The sequence below is a fragment of the Christiangramia lutea genome, from assembly GCF_022489035.1.
Classification (GTDB): domain Bacteria; phylum Bacteroidota; class Bacteroidia; order Flavobacteriales; family Flavobacteriaceae; genus Christiangramia; species Christiangramia lutea.
Window position 1 is genome coordinate 862342 of the sequence record NZ_JAKVTV010000001.1, and the last position, 17263, is coordinate 879604.

At 40.3% G+C, this 17263-nt stretch carries 17 protein-coding genes and 1 tRNA gene; 10 read left to right on the top strand and 8 right to left on the bottom strand.

The features are described 5' to 3' along the window. Positions 1 to 42: 42 nt before the first annotated feature. Positions 43 to 114: transfer RNA gene (locus ML462_RS03900), tRNA-Arg, on the bottom strand. Between the two features lie 112 nt (positions 115 to 226). Between ML462_RS03900 and ML462_RS03905 the strand changes: the two genes are divergently transcribed. From ML462_RS03905 to ML462_RS03925, 5 genes are all read left to right on the top strand, one after another. Further along, a complete protein-coding gene (locus tag ML462_RS03905; RefSeq protein WP_240712419.1) occupies positions 227 to 538 on the top strand; it encodes a hypothetical protein in 312 nt (103 codons plus the stop codon). Between the two features lie 58 nt (positions 539 to 596). After that, complete coding sequence (locus tag ML462_RS03910; protein ID WP_240712420.1) at positions 597 to 1286, top strand: DUF2490 domain-containing protein; 690 nt, start codon at positions 597 to 599, stop codon at positions 1284 to 1286. Between the two features lie 45 nt (positions 1287 to 1331). Continuing rightward, positions 1332 to 2318, top strand: coding sequence for a DUF1028 domain-containing protein (locus ML462_RS03915; RefSeq protein WP_240712421.1), 987 nt, complete (start codon positions 1332 to 1334; stop codon positions 2316 to 2318). A gap of 33 nt (positions 2319 to 2351) precedes the next feature. Next, entirely contained in the window at positions 2352 to 2714 is a 363-nt protein-coding gene (locus ML462_RS03920) for a hypothetical protein (RefSeq protein WP_240712422.1), read from the top strand. A 64-nt stretch (positions 2715 to 2778) separates the two neighbouring features. Further along, complete coding sequence (locus tag ML462_RS03925) at positions 2779 to 3945, top strand: DUF3095 family protein (protein ID WP_240712423.1); 1167 nt, start codon at positions 2779 to 2781, stop codon at positions 3943 to 3945. Positions 3946 to 3948: 3 nt separating this feature from the next. Here ML462_RS03925 and ML462_RS03930 read toward each other — a convergent pair whose 3' ends face one another. Beyond that, positions 3949 to 5463 (bottom strand): M20/M25/M40 family metallo-hydrolase, encoded by a 1515-nt coding sequence (locus ML462_RS03930; protein ID WP_423738472.1) that lies wholly within the window; start codon positions 5461 to 5463, stop codon positions 3949 to 3951. Positions 5464 to 5657: 194 nt separating this feature from the next. Between ML462_RS03930 and ML462_RS03935 the strand changes: the two genes are divergently transcribed. Together ML462_RS03935 and ML462_RS03940 are read left to right on the top strand one after the other, a co-directional pair. Next, a complete protein-coding gene (locus tag ML462_RS03935; RefSeq protein ID WP_240712426.1) occupies positions 5658 to 8024 on the top strand; it encodes a S9 family peptidase in 2367 nt (788 codons plus the stop codon). Further along, positions 8021 to 9247 (top strand): cysteine desulfurase-like protein, encoded by a 1227-nt coding sequence (locus tag ML462_RS03940; protein WP_240712428.1) that lies wholly within the window; start codon positions 8021 to 8023, stop codon positions 9245 to 9247. Before ML462_RS03935 ends, ML462_RS03940 begins: the two co-directional genes overlap by 4 nt. A 10-nt stretch (positions 9248 to 9257) precedes the next feature. Here ML462_RS03940 and ML462_RS03945 read toward each other — a convergent pair whose 3' ends face one another. The 3 genes from ML462_RS03945 to ML462_RS03955 all read right to left on the bottom strand — a co-directional run bounded on the left by ML462_RS03945 (position 9258) and on the right by ML462_RS03955 (position 13329). Continuing rightward, entirely contained in the window at positions 9258 to 9953 is a 696-nt protein-coding gene (locus tag ML462_RS03945; RefSeq protein ID WP_240712429.1) for a hypothetical protein, read from the bottom strand. A 31-nt stretch (positions 9954 to 9984) separates the two neighbouring features. Beyond that, complete coding sequence (locus ML462_RS03950) at positions 9985 to 12123, bottom strand: glycoside hydrolase family 97 protein (protein ID WP_240712430.1); 2139 nt, start codon at positions 12121 to 12123, stop codon at positions 9985 to 9987. 63 nt (positions 12124 to 12186) lie between these two features. Then, on the bottom strand, positions 12187 to 13329 hold the full coding sequence (locus tag ML462_RS03955) for a cystathionine gamma-synthase (protein WP_240712431.1): 1143 nt from the start codon (positions 13327 to 13329) through the stop codon (positions 12187 to 12189). A 176-nt stretch (positions 13330 to 13505) separates the two neighbouring features. Here ML462_RS03955 and ML462_RS03960 point away from each other — a divergent pair, with 176 nt between their 5' ends. From ML462_RS03960 to ML462_RS03970, 3 genes are read left to right on the top strand one after another with little or no spacing between them, the layout of a single operon-like run. After that, complete coding sequence (locus tag ML462_RS03960; RefSeq protein ID WP_240712432.1) at positions 13506 to 14282, top strand: DUF3298 and DUF4163 domain-containing protein; 777 nt, start codon at positions 13506 to 13508, stop codon at positions 14280 to 14282. Between the two features lie 35 nt (positions 14283 to 14317). Beyond that, a complete protein-coding gene (locus ML462_RS03965; protein WP_240712433.1) occupies positions 14318 to 14671 on the top strand; it encodes an arsenate reductase family protein in 354 nt (117 codons plus the stop codon). Then, positions 14664 to 15563 carry a DMT family transporter gene (locus ML462_RS03970; RefSeq protein ID WP_240712434.1) on the top strand — a complete coding sequence of 300 codons (900 nt, stop codon included), beginning with the start codon at positions 14664 to 14666 and terminating at the stop codon, positions 15561 to 15563. Before ML462_RS03965 ends, ML462_RS03970 begins: the two co-directional genes overlap by 8 nt. Before the next feature lie 11 nt (positions 15564 to 15574). Here the strand turns inward: ML462_RS03970 and ML462_RS03975 are convergent, their stop codons facing one another. The 3 genes from ML462_RS03975 to ML462_RS03985 all read right to left on the bottom strand — a co-directional run bounded on the left by ML462_RS03975 (position 15575) and on the right by ML462_RS03985 (position 17249). Next, entirely contained in the window at positions 15575 to 16015 is a 441-nt protein-coding gene (locus ML462_RS03975; protein ID WP_240712435.1) for a hypothetical protein, read from the bottom strand. Between the two features lie 88 nt (positions 16016 to 16103). Beyond that, complete coding sequence (locus ML462_RS03980; protein ID WP_240712436.1) at positions 16104 to 16745, bottom strand: hypothetical protein; 642 nt, start codon at positions 16743 to 16745, stop codon at positions 16104 to 16106. Positions 16746 to 16751: 6 nt separating this feature from the next. Beyond that, complete coding sequence (locus ML462_RS03985; RefSeq protein WP_240712437.1) at positions 16752 to 17249, bottom strand: acyl-CoA thioesterase; 498 nt, start codon at positions 17247 to 17249, stop codon at positions 16752 to 16754. Positions 17250 to 17263: the final 14 nt, after the last annotated feature.

A 17263-nucleotide genomic window follows, 5' to 3' on the forward strand; every position in this document is an offset into this window, starting at 1 on the left:
ACATAAAAAAAACCTTTCGTATCTCTACGAAAGGTCTTCCAGTAGCCTCACCAGGAATCGAACCTGGATCTAAAGTTTAGGAAACTTCTATTCTATCCATTGAACTATGAGGCCAGCCGCTCACAAAAATAAGTGGTTTCAGCTGAAAATTAAAAATGCATTATAAACTTTTTATTTTCTCCATTGTACCACAAACCTTAACTTCATCTGTGTAAAAAATCAGATCATGAGAATAATTGCGGCTACAGGGATCCTTTTTATCATGTTTTTCCTTACTTCCTGCGGTTCATCCAAAGACAATTCCGGAGTTAAAAATGAGAACCAGTATACAGGAATAATTGAACCTGCCGGAGTTACAACCTATCAATATGGCACACATAGGCTACAAACCAAAAGTACATATTATGCGCTTAGAAGTGAGTCTATAGATCTTAGTGTCTATGAAGATCAGAAGGTAACAGTCACAGCTACCGAGGTTGAAGGCTATCCGCTTGAGGGTGGACCTATCTACCTGGAGGTTGAAAGCATCGAAAAGTAGGTGATAAAGTTGGAAGGCCTGTATCCTCCGCTTATATTTACGAGCAAAAACTAGGATCTTGAAAAAACTACTCCTCTTCGGCTTCATATCTCTTTCAATTAATTTCAATGCAATTTCACAGGTTGACGATGATGAACTGGGAGGATGGTATATGTATTTCTGGGATACCGAATTCGGGGATTCAAAATTTGGCTTGCAGGGAGATGTGCAATATAGAAACTGGAATGTAATAGGCGATCTGGAACAACTTTTACTTAGAGCCGGGGTCACTTATAGCCCTAACTCTAATGTAAAGCTCACCCTGGGGTATGGAAACATTACCACCGGAGCCTTCGGCGATTCCAACGAAACTGTAAACGAAAGCCGAATCTATCAGGAAGCATTACTTCCTCACAAAATTTCAAACAGGATCTATCTTAAGCACCGCTTCAGGTACGAACAGCGCTGGGTGGAAAATCAGGATTTCAGAACCAGGTATCGCTATAATCTTTTCCTGAATATTCCATTGAACCAGCCTAACCTGAATAAGAATTCTATTTACCTGGCTTTTTATAACGAACTATTCATCAATGGTCAGAAAGATATAGGGAATGGCAGACAGGTAGAGTTATTCGACAGGAACCGACTTTACGGTGCTCTTGGCTATGCCCTGAAGGATAACCTGAAAGTTCAATTTGGTTATATGGAACAATCCCTGAACAACCTTAGTAAAGGACAGCTTCAGTTAAGCCTGCATCATAGCTTCTAATTTAATTGGGCTTTTACTACCTTTAGGCAAATAGATAAACTTACTATGAAAAAAATTACCCTTCTGTTCTGCCTGTTTTGTACAATTCCTTTAATGTCTCAGAGTGTTGGCAGTGTTTCGAAAGATGCCTTTGCTCATACCTATTCCATTGTGGCAAGGGATACGATCACTGGTGAAATGGCGGTTGGTGTACAAAGCCACTGGTTCTCTGTAGGCTCTATAGTTTCCTGGGGGAAAGCAGGAGTTGGCGTTGTTGCCACCCAGTCTTTTGTGAATCCAGCTTATGGTCCTGAAGGGCTGGAGTTGATGTCTCAGGGAGTTTCTGCGGAAAGAGCTCTTACCCAACTTATCGAAAAGGACGAAGGAAGGGCGTTCAGGCAGGTCGCCTTTTTGGATGCCCAGGGAAATGTTTCCGGATACACCGGGGAGAATTGTGTCGAGGCTGCAGAAGACCTGCAAGGAAAGAATTTCTCGGTTCAGGCTAATATGATGCTAAATGACAAAGTGGTTCCGGCTATGGCGGAAGCTTTTGTAAGATTTTCAGATTATCCACTGGCCGAAAGAGTTGTAGAAGCTTTAAAGGCCGCCCAGGCAGCAGGTGGCGATATCCGCGGAAAACAGTCTGCCGCTTTAGTGGTGGTTGGATCCGAAAGAACAGAGAAAAGCTGGGAGAATAAAAAGATAGATCTGCGAGTAGATGATCATGAAACACCAATAAAGGAACTTTCCAGGTTGCTGAAAGTTCACCGTGCTTATGAGCGCATGAATAAAGGAGACCTGGCCGTAGAAGCCGGAAATATGGAAAAGGCGCTGTTAGAATATGGTACGGCAGAAAAAATGTTCCCGGAAAACCTTGAAATGAAATTCTGGAAGGCAGTGGCGTTGGCCAACAGCGGAAGAATAGATGAAGCTAAGCCAATTTTCAAAAAGATTTTCAAAGAAGATAAGAACTGGAAGGAAATGATCACCAGGCTTCCCGCTTCCGGAATTCTAACTATTTCAGAGGAAGAACTCAAGGAAATTACCGAATAATTTAGATATATTTATAGCTACAAATACCTGATTATGAAAATAAAAGAAAGAATACTGGTCATTTTAATCTGCCTGTTCTCCATAAGCATTTTCTCCTGCAAGGATGAAGAAAAAGCATCTGAAAAAGAAGAAGCTGTTATTGAAACTTCTTCAGCTGAAGAGATGAAAAACAACATGGCAAAAAGTTCAGAACTAAAATATAATCCTGAACATGGTAAGGAAGGCCATAGATGCGACCTTCCCGTCGGTGCTCCTTTAGAAAAGGCTAGCGCAGCAAATACACCAGATATGAAGACGTCCCCGGTAAGACTCCAAAGTGCCACCCCAAAACTGAATCCTCCTCACGGCGAACCCGGCCATGATTGCAGTGTTGCCGTAGGCGCTGAGCTAAATTAAATCGGTTTCAGTAAGCTCTGAATTCCCCTGGAAATTATTCTGCTTTTAAAGCGACCTAAGCTATATGCAAAGTAAAAACGATAATTTCTATTCAAATTTAGAGGTACATGATATACCAATAAGTAAGCTTATAGGAGAAAAAGAAAGATTCTCCAGGCTTCCTGATGACTGGTATATACTGGTGGCAGATATTAGAAATTCCACGAAGGCGGTGCAAAATGGAAATCATAATCACGTGAACCTTGTGGCTACCGGCTGCGTGATCGCAGTATTGAATCTCGCCGAAGATTATAAGCTGAATATTCCCTTCTTTTTTGGAGGAGATGGTGCTACCTTCCTTATTCCGCCTGAAATTAAGGAACATGCCTTATCGGTTCTGGATAAACACGATAGGAATACACAGAAAAACTTTGGCTTCAACCTCGCCATTGGCAGCATCAGGATTTCCGAAATCTATGATTTAAACATCGATCTAAAGATCGCCCGGGCAAAAATAAATAATGCCCTGAGCATACCCGTGATCCTTGGTGGAGGCTTGAAATATGCCGAAGATCAGATAAAGGAAAATGCCAATCCTCATACTCTTACCATGGATGAAACACCACTCAACCTTAACGGAATGGAGTGTAAATGGGACCGGATTAAACCTCCCAAAAAAGAACATGAGGTATTAAGCCTAATAATTTCCGGCTGCGGAAAAAATGATTACGCCAGGATTTATTCACGGATTTTACAAATTATAGATGATATCTACGGATCGGTTGATTCACGAAAACCTATTTCGGTAGATAAATTAAGAACCAAATCTGGTTTCCAGAGAATTAAAGATGAGATGAACGCGAAATTCGGCAGATGGAGCTGGCTTGCTTTTATGCAGAATTGGTTTATGGCCAGTTTTGGAAGCATATATCTGAATAGTTCGAATTCGGGAAAAAACTATCTTAAAAAGTTAGTGGAATTATCAGACAATCTTACCCTGGATGGTAGAATTAATACGGTAATTAGCGGCACCCAGGAACAACGTGAAAAACTCCTTGCGTATTTGGATGAACTTGAGGAACTAAACCTTATAAAATATGGGTATCACGTGAGTGAGGAAAGTATAATGTCCTGTTATGTTAAGGATATACATAAAGACCAGCACATACATTTTGTAGATGGAGGAAACGGAGGTTATACAAAGGCAGCCAACCAGCTGAAAAAGAAATTTCAAGATCAGCTGCCTGCATAAATTTTATTCTTCCAGCATTCCTGCTCTTTCGGCATCGCGAGCCTCAGGCCAGGTCATTTGCTCACCTGTTCTTTTACTCACTGGTAGTTTGATCTTTTCCCTGGATGTTCTTTCCGGATCTTCACTGGCCATATAAGCAAGAACAGCGGTTAAGATCACATTATTTCTAACATCATCAAATACGATCTTATCGTAGGTATCTCGGTTGGTATGCCAGGTATAATTCCAGTAATCCCAGCTCAAGGAACTTAAATTAAAGGCCGGAACACCAGCAGCCACAAAAGAGGCATAATCTGATCCTCCTCTTCCCGGAGTACCCGGAAAATTCGTATCTATATGGCTGGTTATTTCTTCGGGAACTTCATATAGCCAGTCTCCCAGGTAATCATAAGAATGTAAAAAACCGTTTCCGGAGATATTTACTACTCTACCTGTACCATTATCCTGGTTGAAAAGAGCCTGAACATTTTCCACAATTTCAGGATGATCTTTCACAAAAGCCCTTGAACCATTTAAACCTTGTTCCTCACTACCCCAGTGTCCTACCAGAATAGTCCTTTTAGGATTAGGATATATTCTTTTCAGGATACGCATGGCTTCCATCATGACCATAGTGCCCGTACCATTATCGGTGGCACCGGTAGCACCGTCCCAACTATCGAAATGGGCAGAAAGGATCACATATTCCTCTGGTTTTTCACTTCCTTTTATCTCGGCGATAGTATTGAAAGTGGGCATCTCTCCAAGATCAGATGATTGAGCAACGACCTTGATTTCAGGCTTATCGCCATATTCGGCAAGGCGGTATAACAATCCATAATCTTCCAGCGAAATATCGATGGTTGGAACCTCTTCAGTATATGCCGAAAAGACTTTGTTCACACCAAAACCTCTAGACCAATTCGAAGTAATAACTCCAACAGCTCCGGCATTTTCAAGAGCCTTGGGTAGCTCTCTTCTATCCAGACCGGTATTTCGAATTCTGGTGTTCCATAGGTCATTTAGGGAATCACGATCCTTTTTCAATTTAGTGAAAGAATCTTCTGTAGCCCATTCCTGCCAGTTATCATCTGGCCGTCCGGTGGGTTGAGACATAGAGATCATTACGAACTTTCCCTTAACCGACTTTAATTTTTCAACAAAATCGAGAGAATCTTTTGCTTCAGGAAGGATCATTACCTCAGCAGTTACTCCTTCTTCTCCAGTGGAAGGACTCCAGGCAAGCTGTCTCGCTTCCAGGCTTTGGATCCTGGGAGTTACCAGGTCTACGTGGGTGATACCTCTCTCCCAGCCTTTCCATTTTCCCCATTCTTCATTCCTGGCAGAGATATCCCAGCTTTTATATTTTTCTACGGCCCAGTCGTGAGCGTTCTTCATTTGCGGAGTTCCTACCAGGCGAGGTCCTACCACATCTAATAGTTCATGAGCGATTTGTTCAAGTTGGGAATTTTCTTCGGCTTCTTCTACGATCTTCTTCACCATTTGCTGCTTGTCCTGGGCAGAAATCACTGAAGTCATTAAAAATAGAAATGCCAATAAAGAAAGCATTTTGATTCTCATAAAATAATAGGTTTAGTTGATAATTCAAGTTATTGCAATATCGGATTTTTTGCTAATACCTGATTTTAGACCAATGCGGGGCGATATGGTTTAAAAGACGGCTGAAATTTAGCTATATTGACATCCCAAAAATTTAGTTTAAAATTTAGATCATGCCCAGATATTTATTCGCCTTCCTTTTCTTAAGCTCTGTCCTATCCCTTAATGCCCAAAAATCAGATCTTAGTGTAAAAAAGATCATGCAGGATACAGACTGGATGGGAAATTTCCCAAGCTCGGTGAAATGGGGAATACATAGCGAAAATATCTATTTCGATTATAATCCTGAAGGAAATCCGGCAGATTCTCTTTACCGTGTAAGTATCAAAAACCCTGAAAAAATCGTTCAGGTTTCGGCAGAAGATCAAAGAAGTATGATTCCAACTTCTGGTGATTTCAACAGCTCTGGAAACAAAACAGTTTATTCCAGGAATGGCGATATTTTCATTTATGACCTCGATTCCAGGGAAGAAAAAGAACTCCTGGATTTATCATTTTCGATTGAAGACCCTCAGTTTCTTGCTGGAGACACAGCCCTTTCTTTTGAAGCAGAAATGAATGCCTTTAAATATGATCTTGAAACAGGAAGTATAACTCAGCTAACTCATTTTAAATCTGGTTCAGAAAAAAAGGAGGAAGAGAAGAAACTTTCGGATAAGGAAGAATGGTTAAAATCTGAAAATCTGGAACTTCTAAAGGTGGTGAATCAGCGAAAACTGGACAAAGAAAACTCTAAAGCATACCGTGAGTCCAATAAAGAAAAAGAAGACTTTATATTCTATCTTCAAGACAAAGAATTACGAAACCTGGAGGTTTCACCAAATGCAAAATATGCAGGTTTCAGTTTAATAAAAAGAAAAACCGGAAAAGAGACCATAGTACCAGATTATGTTGATGAGAGTGGATATACTGTAGACCTGGATGCCCGCGAGAAGGTTGGAAACATGAACTATACTGCGGAACTGGCGCTTTACGATCTCGAAAGGGATACAGCATATGTAATAGATATCTCTGGTCTTCCCGGTTTAAAGGATCTTCCAGAATATACCAAAGATTATCCCGATAAGGAATGGGAGGAAAAGGAAAGAGAAGTGATTCCCTCAAAATTTTACTTTTCTAATAATGGGGAGAAAGCCATGGTTAATTTAAGGTCCTCTGACAATAAAGACAGATGGATCGCCATGGTCGACCTTGAAAAAGGGACCTTAAAAACCATTGAAAGGCAGCATGACGAAGCCTGGCTAGCCGGCCCTGGGATTGGCTACACCTATTATGGCCTTGCCGAAATGGGTTGGTTACCAGATAATGAACATATCTATTTCCAGAGTGAAGAATCTGGTTATTCACACCTGTACATCCTGAATGTAAAAACAGGAAAAAAGAAGGACCTTACCCCTGGAGATTATGAGGTATTCGATCCAATGATTTCCAAGGATGGAAAACACTGGTATTTTACTTCTTCAAAGGTACACGCGGGAGAAAGACATTTCTATAAAATGCCGCTTATGGGAGGCAAAATGGTGCAACTTACCAAAATGACCGGAAAGAATGAGGTAAGACTTTCTCCGGACGAGGAAAACATGGCAATTCTACATTCCTATATGAATCAGCCGGAAGAATTGTTCCTTAAGAAAACAGATGAAAAGGCTGAAGCCAGGCAGATTACCAGCGGTAAGTCGCAAGAGTTTTCTTCCTATCCCTGGAGAGAACCGGAATTGATAAAATTTGAAGCTCGTGATGGAGCGATGGTTCCGGCCAGGCTTTATGTTCCAGAGGAAAGCGTGAAGAACGATGCTGCAGTAGTTTTCGTTCATGGTGCGGGATACCTTCAGAATGCACATAAATGGTGGTCCAGTTACTTCAGGGAATATATGTTTCATAACCTGCTTACCGATCTTGGCTACACCGTGATCGATATAGATTACCGTGGAAGCGCGGGATACGGAAGAGACTGGAGAACCGGCATCTATCGCCATATGGGCGGCAAAGACCTTACCGACCAGGTGGATGGTGTGAAATATCTTCTCGAAAATCATGATATAGACCTTTCAAAAGTGGGAATTTATGGGGGTAGCTATGGTGGGTTTATTACCCTAATGGCCATGTTCACCGAAGCCGAAACCTTTAAAGCCGGTGCAGCCCTTCGATCGGTAACAGATTGGGCGCATTACAATCATGGCTATACTTCCAACATTCTTAATGAGCCTTCTAAAGATCCGATAGCTTACCGCAGGTCTTCACCAATCTATTTCGCTGAAGGCCTCGAAGGAGATCTTCTTATCGCTCATGGAATGATAGACACCAATGTGCATTTTCAGGATGTAGTTAGGCTTGCACAAAGACTTATCGAACTAGGCAAGGAAGACTGGGAAATGGCAGTTTATCCAGTAGAAGGACACGGATTTGTTGAGCCAAGTAGCTGGACCGACGAATACAGGAGAATACTGGAATTGTTCAACGAAAATTTATTGGAAAAATGATGGATATAAAATATGTAAGAGAACAATTTCCTGCCCTTAGCAGAGATTTCATATTCATGGATAATGCCGGAGGCTCGCAGGTTTTAAAGAAGGTTGCAGAACGAATAAGCGGCTACCTATTGTATCATAATGTGCAGTTGGGTGCGTCTTACAAGGTTTCCGCAGAAGCCGGAAGGAAGCTAAAATACGCTACCTCCAAGATCGCTGAATTACTTAATACTTCTAAAGACGAAGAGGTGGTTATAGGTTCTTCCACCACCATGTTGCTCCGTATACTGAGTTTGACCATCAGCAAGCAGTGGGAAAATGGAGATGAGATCATCGTCACCGATACAGACCATGAGGCCAATGTTTCCCCCTGGATGGATCTTAGAGAACATGGTTTCAGGGTGAAAACATGGAAAGTGAATCGGGAAACGCTTGAACTTGAACTTAAGGATCTTAAGGAATTGATGACATCTAAAACCAGACTGGTAGCGGTAACCCATGCCTCAAATGTTTTGGGTACAATTAATCCGGTTAAAGAAATTGCGGATGCTGTTCATGCAGCCGGAGCACTTATTTGTGTGGATGGAGTCGCGTATGCACCTCATCGAAAAGTAGATGTAAAAGAACTGAATGCAGATTTCTATACCTTCAGCTGGTATAAGACTTACGGACCTCACCTGGCAGTGATGTACGTTAAATATGAGGAACTCCTGAAACTCGATAGTTTTAACCATTATTTCATTGGTAAAGATTCAGTTCCTTATAAACTACAGCCGGGAAATTTCAATTTTGAACTCACCTACGGCACCCTGGGCATTATTGAATATTACGATGAAATGTACAGGCATCATTTTAACGATACCAAGGTGAACTATTCTGAAAGGCTAAGCAAAACTTTCAAAATTATCTCTAAACATGAGGAAGAACTGGCTAGCTTGCTTCTTGATTTTCTTAAAAAAATTCCTGAAATAAGAATTATTGGAAAAACTGATGCTTCATCAACTGTTCGAGTACCAACTATATCATTTGTGCATTCAAAACTAAAAAGCGATGAGATCGTAGGAAAGGTTGACGAACATGGGATTGGTATTAGATTTGGAGATTTTTACGCTAAAAAGCTTATAGAAACCCTGGATCTTGAGGAAAATAATGGAGTGGTAAGAGTTAGTCTTGTACATTACAATACTCTTGAGGAAGTAAGAAAACTTATTAAAGTCTTCGAAGGCATATTTTAAGTTAAAATATCTAACGGTAACGCCCAAAAACCCGGTTAAACGGAACCTTTATGCCAGCGAAAATGGCATTCCTTCTAACCTGGCCATCTACGACTTCCAGTAGTTCGACCTGTGCCCCAAGTTCAAATGTTATTTCATTTCTTATCCTGTAAGAAGTAGATAATTTCATTGGAATGGTGATCACCCTGATGTCTTCTTCCTTAACAACCGACCCATAATCTGGTATTTCCTGGATAAAAGCAGCCCCTACTCCGGCACCGAAATACCAGTTCTTTATATACCTGAAAGGATCGAAATTGATATAGGGCATGAAAGTGATCGAGTTGTAATATTCACCGCTTTCCAGCTCTGAAGAAGTAGTTCTTTGGAAATAGAGCTCTGTACCTAATCCCATTTTTGGCCTGAAGTAATAAATAAAGTATAGCCCTGCTGCAAAGTTCGGCTCAAAACCTGAATTCGAATATCCTTCAGCATCGGGTCCCTGGAAAACATTATTCGCGGCATACAGAGAAGTATGCTCATAATTAACCATAGGTCCTATTTCATAATCCCGGTATCTCTGGCTAAAACCTTGAATAGAGCATAGGATCAGAAGTACGAAAATCAACTTTTTCAACATAAGTTCTTTGTTGGATTTACCATGATCCTGATATTTACAAGTATCGAATTTAAAGAATAAGCCTGAATCTGTCAAGTTGATTCTCAACAGTTCAGGCTTTTTTATTTTCTATTCAAGATTATAATTTTTCTAATCCCCTAGTTTCAGATCTCTCTGCTTCCATAATACTTATGGCGTAGCCTCCTCCCGGTGCAGATCTCTGTGACAACTGGGATTTACTATTCACCCTGTACTTCTTGATCTCATATGCCTGCGGATTGTCTTTATAGTGCGCATCTGCAGCATCAGAATAAACCGTGGCGATATACTCTTTATCATTATCCAGGAAATCGAATTTAATCTTGGAAGTCCTGGCGTCATTTCCATTCACATTTCCAACAAACCAGTTGTTACCTCCCTTTTCTTTCCTGGCCACGGTGATATAATCACCCGGCTCAGCTTCCAGGTAATCGCTATCATCCCAGTCTAAAGCTACATCTTTGATGAACTGGAAGGCATCCGGAAACTTCATATAATTTTCAGGAAGGTCGGCAGCCATCTGTAACGGACTGTACATGGTGACATAAAGTGCCAATTGATTGGCCAGCGTACTATTTACATGGGAATTATTATCAGGATTTAGTTTACTAATATCCATTTCGAAAATACCAGGAGTATAATCCATGGGTCCACCAATGAGCCTCGTGAATGGAAGTATAGTAACGTGATTTGGTTTAGATCCTCCAAATGCCTGGAATTCTGTACCACGAGCAGATTCATTTCCTATCAGGTTAGGATAAGTTCTTCTTAATCCGGTTGGTCTAACGGCTTCGTGAGCGTTCACCATAACCTTGTAATCTGCAGCCTTTTCAACCGCATATAAGAAATGGTTGATGGCCCACTGACCATAATGATGCTCTCCACGAGGAATAATATCTCCCACGTATCCGCTTTTCACCGCCGGATAATCATATTTGTTCATGAATTTATAGGCGGTATCCATGTGTCGCTCATAATTTCTGATTGCTCCGGAAGTCTCATGATGCATGATCATTTTCACTCCCTTACTTTGAGCATACTTATGAATTTCCTCTACATCAAAATCTGGATATGGAGTAACGAAATTGAAAACATAGTCTTTAGACTTCCCAAACCAGTCTTCCCAACCTTCATTCCAGCCTTCTACCAGTACCCCGTCAAATCCATGTTCAGCGGCGAAATCTATATATTCTTTCACATGTTCAGTATTTGCCGCATGCTTACCATTAGGTTTAGTCTTCGTATAGTCTGTTTCCCCAAGTTTTACCGCTGGAAGTTCATCTGTATAAGCCCAGGAACTTTTCCCGGTGATCATCTCCCACCAAACTCCAATATATTTTATTGGTTTTATCCAGGAAGTATCATCGATCTTATTTGGCTCATTAAGGTTCAGGTTCATGTTGGATGCCAGAATATCGCGGGCATCATCACTTACCATTATCGTTCTCCATGGAGATTCGGCCGGCGCCTGGATATAACCTTTATTGCCTATTGCGTCTGGAGTAAGCCATGATTCAAAGATCATATTTTCTTCATCCAGGTTCAGGTTCATCAAAGAATACTCTTTTAGAGCAGCTTCATGTAAATTGATATAAAGTCCATCTTCAGTCTTCATCATTAGTGAAGTTTGAACTCCCGTTTTCGAAAACTGTTCCTGTGAAGCATTATCGGTTAGAGCCACGTCGAACATTTCCCTGATCTCAGATAATTTCGATTCGGTATAATCATACTCCTGCGAATCATAGTCTCCCGGAATCCAGAAAGCAGTATGATCTCCCGTCATAGCGAATTGTGTACGCTCTTCTTCGATTACAAAGTAAACGAGGTTAGCCTGCTCTGGGAATTCATATCTAAAGCCAAGACCTTCATCAAAAAGCCTGAAACGAATCACCAGTTTTCTATCTGTAGAAGGCTGGTTCATAGTAACCGCAAGTTCATTGTAATGATTTCTTATCTCTTTGGTCTCACCCCAAACTGGTGTCCAGGTATTGTCATAAGTCGATTCCTTTGTTTCCAAAATTTCAAATCCGGAAAGCAGATCTTCCTGTTCCTTAAGCTCCAATCCCAGTTTACTGGTTTCGATCACCTTTTTTCCGTTAAGGGATAGAGAATACATAGGCACACTGTCCTTAACCTCAAAGCTCATCTCAAGATCACCGTCTGGAGAACTGAAATTCTGCGCCAAACTCAAATTTATCGCTGAAAGAACAAGAGCTGCGCTAATAATAAATTTCTTCATAGTTGTTTTAAACATAAAGGCCTGGTTTGCCCAGGCCATAATAATTAGATTTTTATTTAGATTTTATCCTATTGCCTGTTTCAAATCGGCTACAAGATCTTCTTCATCTTCTATCCCAACACTCAACCTGATTAGAGAATCCACCACTCCGGTTTTTGCTCTTTCTTCCTGAGGTATGGACGCATGGGTCATACTTGCAGGATGCCCGGCAAGGGATTCAACACCTCCCAGGGATTCTGCCAGTGTAAAAACCTTAAGGTTTTCCACAATCTTCGTAGCACTTTCCAAAGTGTTTTCCTTTGTAGTAAAGGAGATCATTCCCCCAAATCCAGACATTTGCTTCTTGGCAATATCGTGATTTGGATGATCTTCAAAACCTGGCCAGTATACCTTATCAATCTTAGGATTAGACCTAAGGTATTTCGCAACGGCTTCACCATTCTCACAGTGTCGCTGCATTCTTAGGTGTAAGGTCTTGATTCCACGTAAAACCAGGAAACTATCCTGAGGTCCGCAAACACCACCACTGGCATTTTGAATAAAATAAAGCTTATCTGCCAGTTCTTTATCTTTTACCACCAGGCTACCCATCACCACATCGCTATGACCTCCAAGATATTTAGTAGCACTATGCATAATGATATCGGCTCCGAGGTCCAATGGTTGCTGAAGATACGGAGTAGCAAAAGTATTATCTACTGCCAGTAACAGATCGTGCTTTTTAGCAATTTTTGAAACCGCTTCGATATCGATGATATTCATCATAGGGTTGGTAGGAGTTTCCACCCAGATAAGTTTTGTATTCTCATTGATATATTCCTCGATTCCTTCAGCATCCTGCATCCCGATAAAGTGGAATTTTATACCCAATCCCTCAAAAATACTGGTAAACAACCTGTAGGATCCTCCGTAAAGATCGTTAGTAGAGATGATCTCATCTCCGGGCTTGAACAATTTCATGACCGCATCTATAGCGGCAAGACCAGATCCAAATGCAAGTCCGAAATTCCCATTTTCGATACTCGCCAGAGACTTCTCCAGGGCTGTTCTGGTAGGGTTTCCGCTTCGGGAATATTCAAATCCTTTATGTCCTCCCGGAGTACTTTGTGAATAGGTACTTGTTTGATAAATTGGAGGCATCACCGAGCCATAAGCCGGATCTACATTATCCTGACCTCCATGTATGGTTTTAGTATTAAACTTCATTTCTGCTATAATTTTTAGTGATTTTTTCAGCTTTATTATCAACTGAAAAACGTTTTATTTTCCACCCGAACCGGGCTTCTTCCTCGAAAAAAAAATCGAAAAACAAATGTAGTAAGCCTGTTGGGCAATCACAAAATTGCCTTTACCTTTATCATGTTATTTAACACCTGATTCTCGTGAAAAGATTTTTGACCGCCTGTTTATCGATTTTATTATTAATTTCCTGTGCCGATGAGAAAAAAGGGAATAATTCTTTTAAGGAAAAAAACCTGAATTTCTTTTCCAGGACCGTCGAAAAAAACCTGGACGACTGCCTTCCGGAAGAAGGGAACTGTACCTTTATAAGTCTTAAATTTCCCTTTGCCGATGAAAGTAAACCTGAAGCCGAAAAGATCAATAAAAAGATCGAAAACTTTATTGGGAAAACTGTAGACTTCCAGGAAGATTCTATAACTAAAAAACCTGAAGCTCTCGCAGAGAATTTCATAAAGGAATATAAAGAAACAGCCAGTGAATTCCCCGAGTATGAACTACCCTGGGAAGCAACTATCAACGGAAAGATAAATTACCAATCTTCAGAAATAATATCCATCAAATTCGACACTTATATGTTCACTGGTGGAGCCCATGGTTACAGAAGCACCAATTTCCTTAATTTCGATGCACAAACTGGGGAAATCCTTACACCGGAAGATATTTTTATTGCAGAGTTTACAGACTATGTTGAAAAGGAATTCAGAAAAAAACAGGAGATCCCAATGGGAGCCAGCATAAACAGCACAGGAATGTTCTTTGAAAATGACGAGTTTCATTTACCGGAAAATATTGGTATCTCAAAAGACAGCGTGGTCATGCATTACAACGCTTATGATATCGCTCCATATTCTGAAGGAATTTTTGTGCTTACCTATTCAAAAGAGGATGTAAAACAGTTTCTGAAAATTAAGAAATAGTCATTAGCTACATTAGCAAAAAATGGAAAAGCCTTATGAAAAAAGTATACTATCTATCTACCTGTGACACTTGCAAGAGGATTTTAAAAGAACTCAATTTATCAGATGATTTCGAGTTACAAGATATCAAGGCCGATAATATTACGGAAAGTCAATTAGATGAAATGCATAATTTCTCCGGAAGCTATGAGTCGCTTTTTAGTAAAAGGGCCAGGCTTTATAAAGAACGGGATCTTAAAAATAAGGACCTTACCGAAGCAGACTACAAAGACCTGATCCTGGAACATTATACCTTTCTAAAAAGGCCTGTGATCATTAATAATAATGAGATTTTCATAGGAAATACCAAGAAAACAGTAGCATCGGCAAAAGAATCTGTTCATGAATAACAGCCGATTGCTGGCTATTCTGGCCGCCTTCCTGGCAAGCGCCATTTACGGGGTAAATCACACTATCGCGAAAGGATTAATGCCTTTATATATTGAACCCTTCGGATTCATTTTATTAAGAGTTTCAGGGGCTGCGGTCCTGTTTTGGGCAATTAGTCTATTTGCCCCTAAAGAAAAGATCGCTACCTCAGACTGGCCCCGAATACTGGGTTGTGCCATTTTTGGGATGGTTATTAACATGCTGTTCTTCTTTAAAGGACTAAGTCTTTCCACCCCAATAAACAGCTCTGTCATTATAACTTTATCTCCGGTCATGGTGCTAATCCTGGCATCCATTCTAATAAAGGAAAGGATCACGCTTTTAAAAACACTTGGGATCATTATAGGAATGGCCGGCGCCCTGGTGCTGGTACTTTTTAGTACCGGAGAGAACTTCAACGCTCCCAATGTTCCTCTAGGAAATACACTTTTTATTGTTAATGCATTTTCCTACGGATTGTACCTTATTCTGGTAAAACCTCTGACTAAAAAATACCATCCTATCACGTTGATGAAATGGCTTTTCCTTATCGCAATTTTCATCAATCTACCCGTAACTTATACCGAATTTATGGCGGTAGACTGGTTTGACCTTCCCTTTGATGCTATCTGGAAAATGGCTTTCGTTGTGATAGGCACCACTTTTATGACCTATTTGCTGAATATTTACGCTCTTAAACAACTTTCCCCATCCACCATAAGTGCTTTTATTTATTTACAACCCTTGATCGCTATTACATTTGCGATATCGGTAGGAGCAGACAAATTGACCTGGATAAAAGGACTGGCGGCAGCACTGGTATTCGTAGGTGTTTATATGGTTAGCATGAAAAAGACCCGAATAAAAGAGTAACATTACATTTTTCACCAGGGTGAAAAAATACCATCGTTAAAAGTTATGGCCGCAATGATTATGATTACCACGAATATACCTGTAATTACCAATCCAACAGTCCCTATGGTAGAAACCGTTTTATTCTTTTCCTGGATTTTCTCAATGTTTAAGGGCTCCAGCCCAAAAGCATATAATTTCCCGGTTTCACGCCCAATCAATCCCATCTTTTGTAGCTCCTTTGAGGTCTTTGATTTTAACCTGGTCAAACCAAAATAGTCACCGTCCTCCTCTTCGATACTTTTAAATTTAAATTTATCGCCACTTTCCGTGGTTATCCGAACATCCTTATTTAATTCTTCAGCCTGCTGAAGACTAATACTATCGTTATGATAAATACTGCAGCTTTGCAATAAAAAAACAAGACTAAGGATAGATGAGAGGAATCGGAAATGCTTTGAAGAACTTTTCATGATCTTGAAATTTTTGATGATTCAAGCCGGAAAGTTCAGTAGGGGAAATCACATTACTTAAAGTTAGTGATTATTTACGAATAAAGAATCAGCTCGCCTGCCTGATAAGTTGTTTCAATTCATCTTCTGGAAGTAAATTTTTCACACCTTTTTTATGCCGAAAATAATTCAAAAGTTCCTCCTCACTTATACTGTAAATATCCTTAAGTCCTCGAATAATGGTGAGTAGGTACTGTTCATCAGGCCGGTTGATCTCATCTTTCAGAAATACTTCGCTGGTAAATGTGACTATAGGTGCGCCATTTTTTTCTCCTAAATAGAGTAACAATCCATAACGCCCTTCTTCCAGACAATTATAATATCCTTTTTCCCTTAGCTCCTGAAAATCTATCTGGATCTCTCCTTGAAATTTAAGCTCCTGACTTACCAGGTCTATAAACTGTCCGGAATTAATCAGGTAAGTTCGACCAAGTGTGTTAGCAGAGATATTCTCTTCCGGATTCAGAAAACATATACCACCCCCATTCCAGGTTGGAGATTCCTTGGCAAAATACATTTCATAATCTATGGAGATAGTCCCGGTTTGCCTGGGACTGGATTTATCTTCACAACCTTTAAAATGTTTTAAAGCTCCAGGCGGCGTTCCTCCATTTATATAGCAGAGAAATCTTTCTTCCCTGATATTAGAACCATAACATGCATACCAAACTTCGCTGATCCCTTCTGTCATATAAACTTACAGGTTCTGAAGTTCTTCAGGAGAAATATTTTCAGGTCTTTTTCCAAATTTCCGCGTATCCTCCTTTGTTAGCGTTCTAAAGTCTTTTGATTTAGGAGTATGATCTAACTGCTCAAAAAGTTCCTCTGGCAATGAGGTTAGTTTACGTTTTTCCAGGTCTATCCAGGAACCCATCATCTCGCAGGTAGCGCAATTATTCCCATTATGATCGAAGATCTTATGAATAAATTCGAAATACATCCCGTCTTGAGAAAGGCCGCTTAATTCTAAGCTAACGGTCACTGGCTCTCCTGCAAAGATTTCCTTAAAATAATAGATATGTTCGTAAAAAACGATAGGACCAAGGTTATGATGAGATAGTTGTTTATGGCCAAATCCGTTTTCAGTTAAGAAACTCATCCTGGTATGGCTCATGAAATTTACAAAAGCAGAGTTCGCTAAATGCCTGTTAGCATCGAGATCGCTCCATCTAATCTCGAACTTTTTAGTATACATGATCTTCAATTTTT

Bases quoted from the DNA above. Each gene is read 5' to 3' on its own strand.
- ML462_RS03970 (WP_240712434.1), top strand. From the start codon at position 14,664: ATGAATAACAGCCGATTGCTGGCTATTCTGGCCGCCTTCCTGGCAAGC.
- ML462_RS03925 (WP_240712423.1), top strand. From the start codon at position 2,779: ATGCAAAGTAAAAACGATAATTTCTATTCAAATTTAGAGGTACATGAT.
- ML462_RS03965 (WP_240712433.1), top strand. From the start codon at position 14,318: ATGAAAAAAGTATACTATCTATCTACCTGTGACACTTGCAAGAGGATT.
- ML462_RS03950 (WP_240712430.1), bottom strand. From the start codon at position 12,123: ATGAAGAAATTTATTATTAGCGCAGCTCTTGTTCTTTCAGCGATAAAT.
- ML462_RS03930 (WP_423738472.1), bottom strand. From the start codon at position 5,463: ATGACTTCAGTGATTTCTGCCCAGGACAAGCAGCAAATGGTGAAGAAG.
- ML462_RS03985 (WP_240712437.1), bottom strand. From the start codon at position 17,249: ATGTATACTAAAAAGTTCGAGATTAGATGGAGCGATCTCGATGCTAAC.
- ML462_RS03935 (WP_240712426.1), top strand. From the start codon at position 5,658: ATGCCCAGATATTTATTCGCCTTCCTTTTCTTAAGCTCTGTCCTATCC.
- ML462_RS03905 (WP_240712419.1), top strand. From the start codon at position 227: ATGAGAATAATTGCGGCTACAGGGATCCTTTTTATCATGTTTTTCCTT.
- ML462_RS03975 (WP_240712435.1), bottom strand. From the start codon at position 16,015: ATGAAAAGTTCTTCAAAGCATTTCCGATTCCTCTCATCTATCCTTAGT.
- ML462_RS03940 (WP_240712428.1), top strand. From the start codon at position 8,021: ATGATGGATATAAAATATGTAAGAGAACAATTTCCTGCCCTTAGCAGA.
- ML462_RS03915 (WP_240712421.1), top strand. From the start codon at position 1,332: ATGAAAAAAATTACCCTTCTGTTCTGCCTGTTTTGTACAATTCCTTTA.
- ML462_RS03980 (WP_240712436.1), bottom strand. From the start codon at position 16,745: ATGACAGAAGGGATCAGCGAAGTTTGGTATGCATGTTATGGTTCTAAT.
- ML462_RS03955 (WP_240712431.1), bottom strand. From the start codon at position 13,329: ATGAAGTTTAATACTAAAACCATACATGGAGGTCAGGATAATGTAGAT.
- ML462_RS03920 (WP_240712422.1), top strand. From the start codon at position 2,352: ATGAAAATAAAAGAAAGAATACTGGTCATTTTAATCTGCCTGTTCTCC.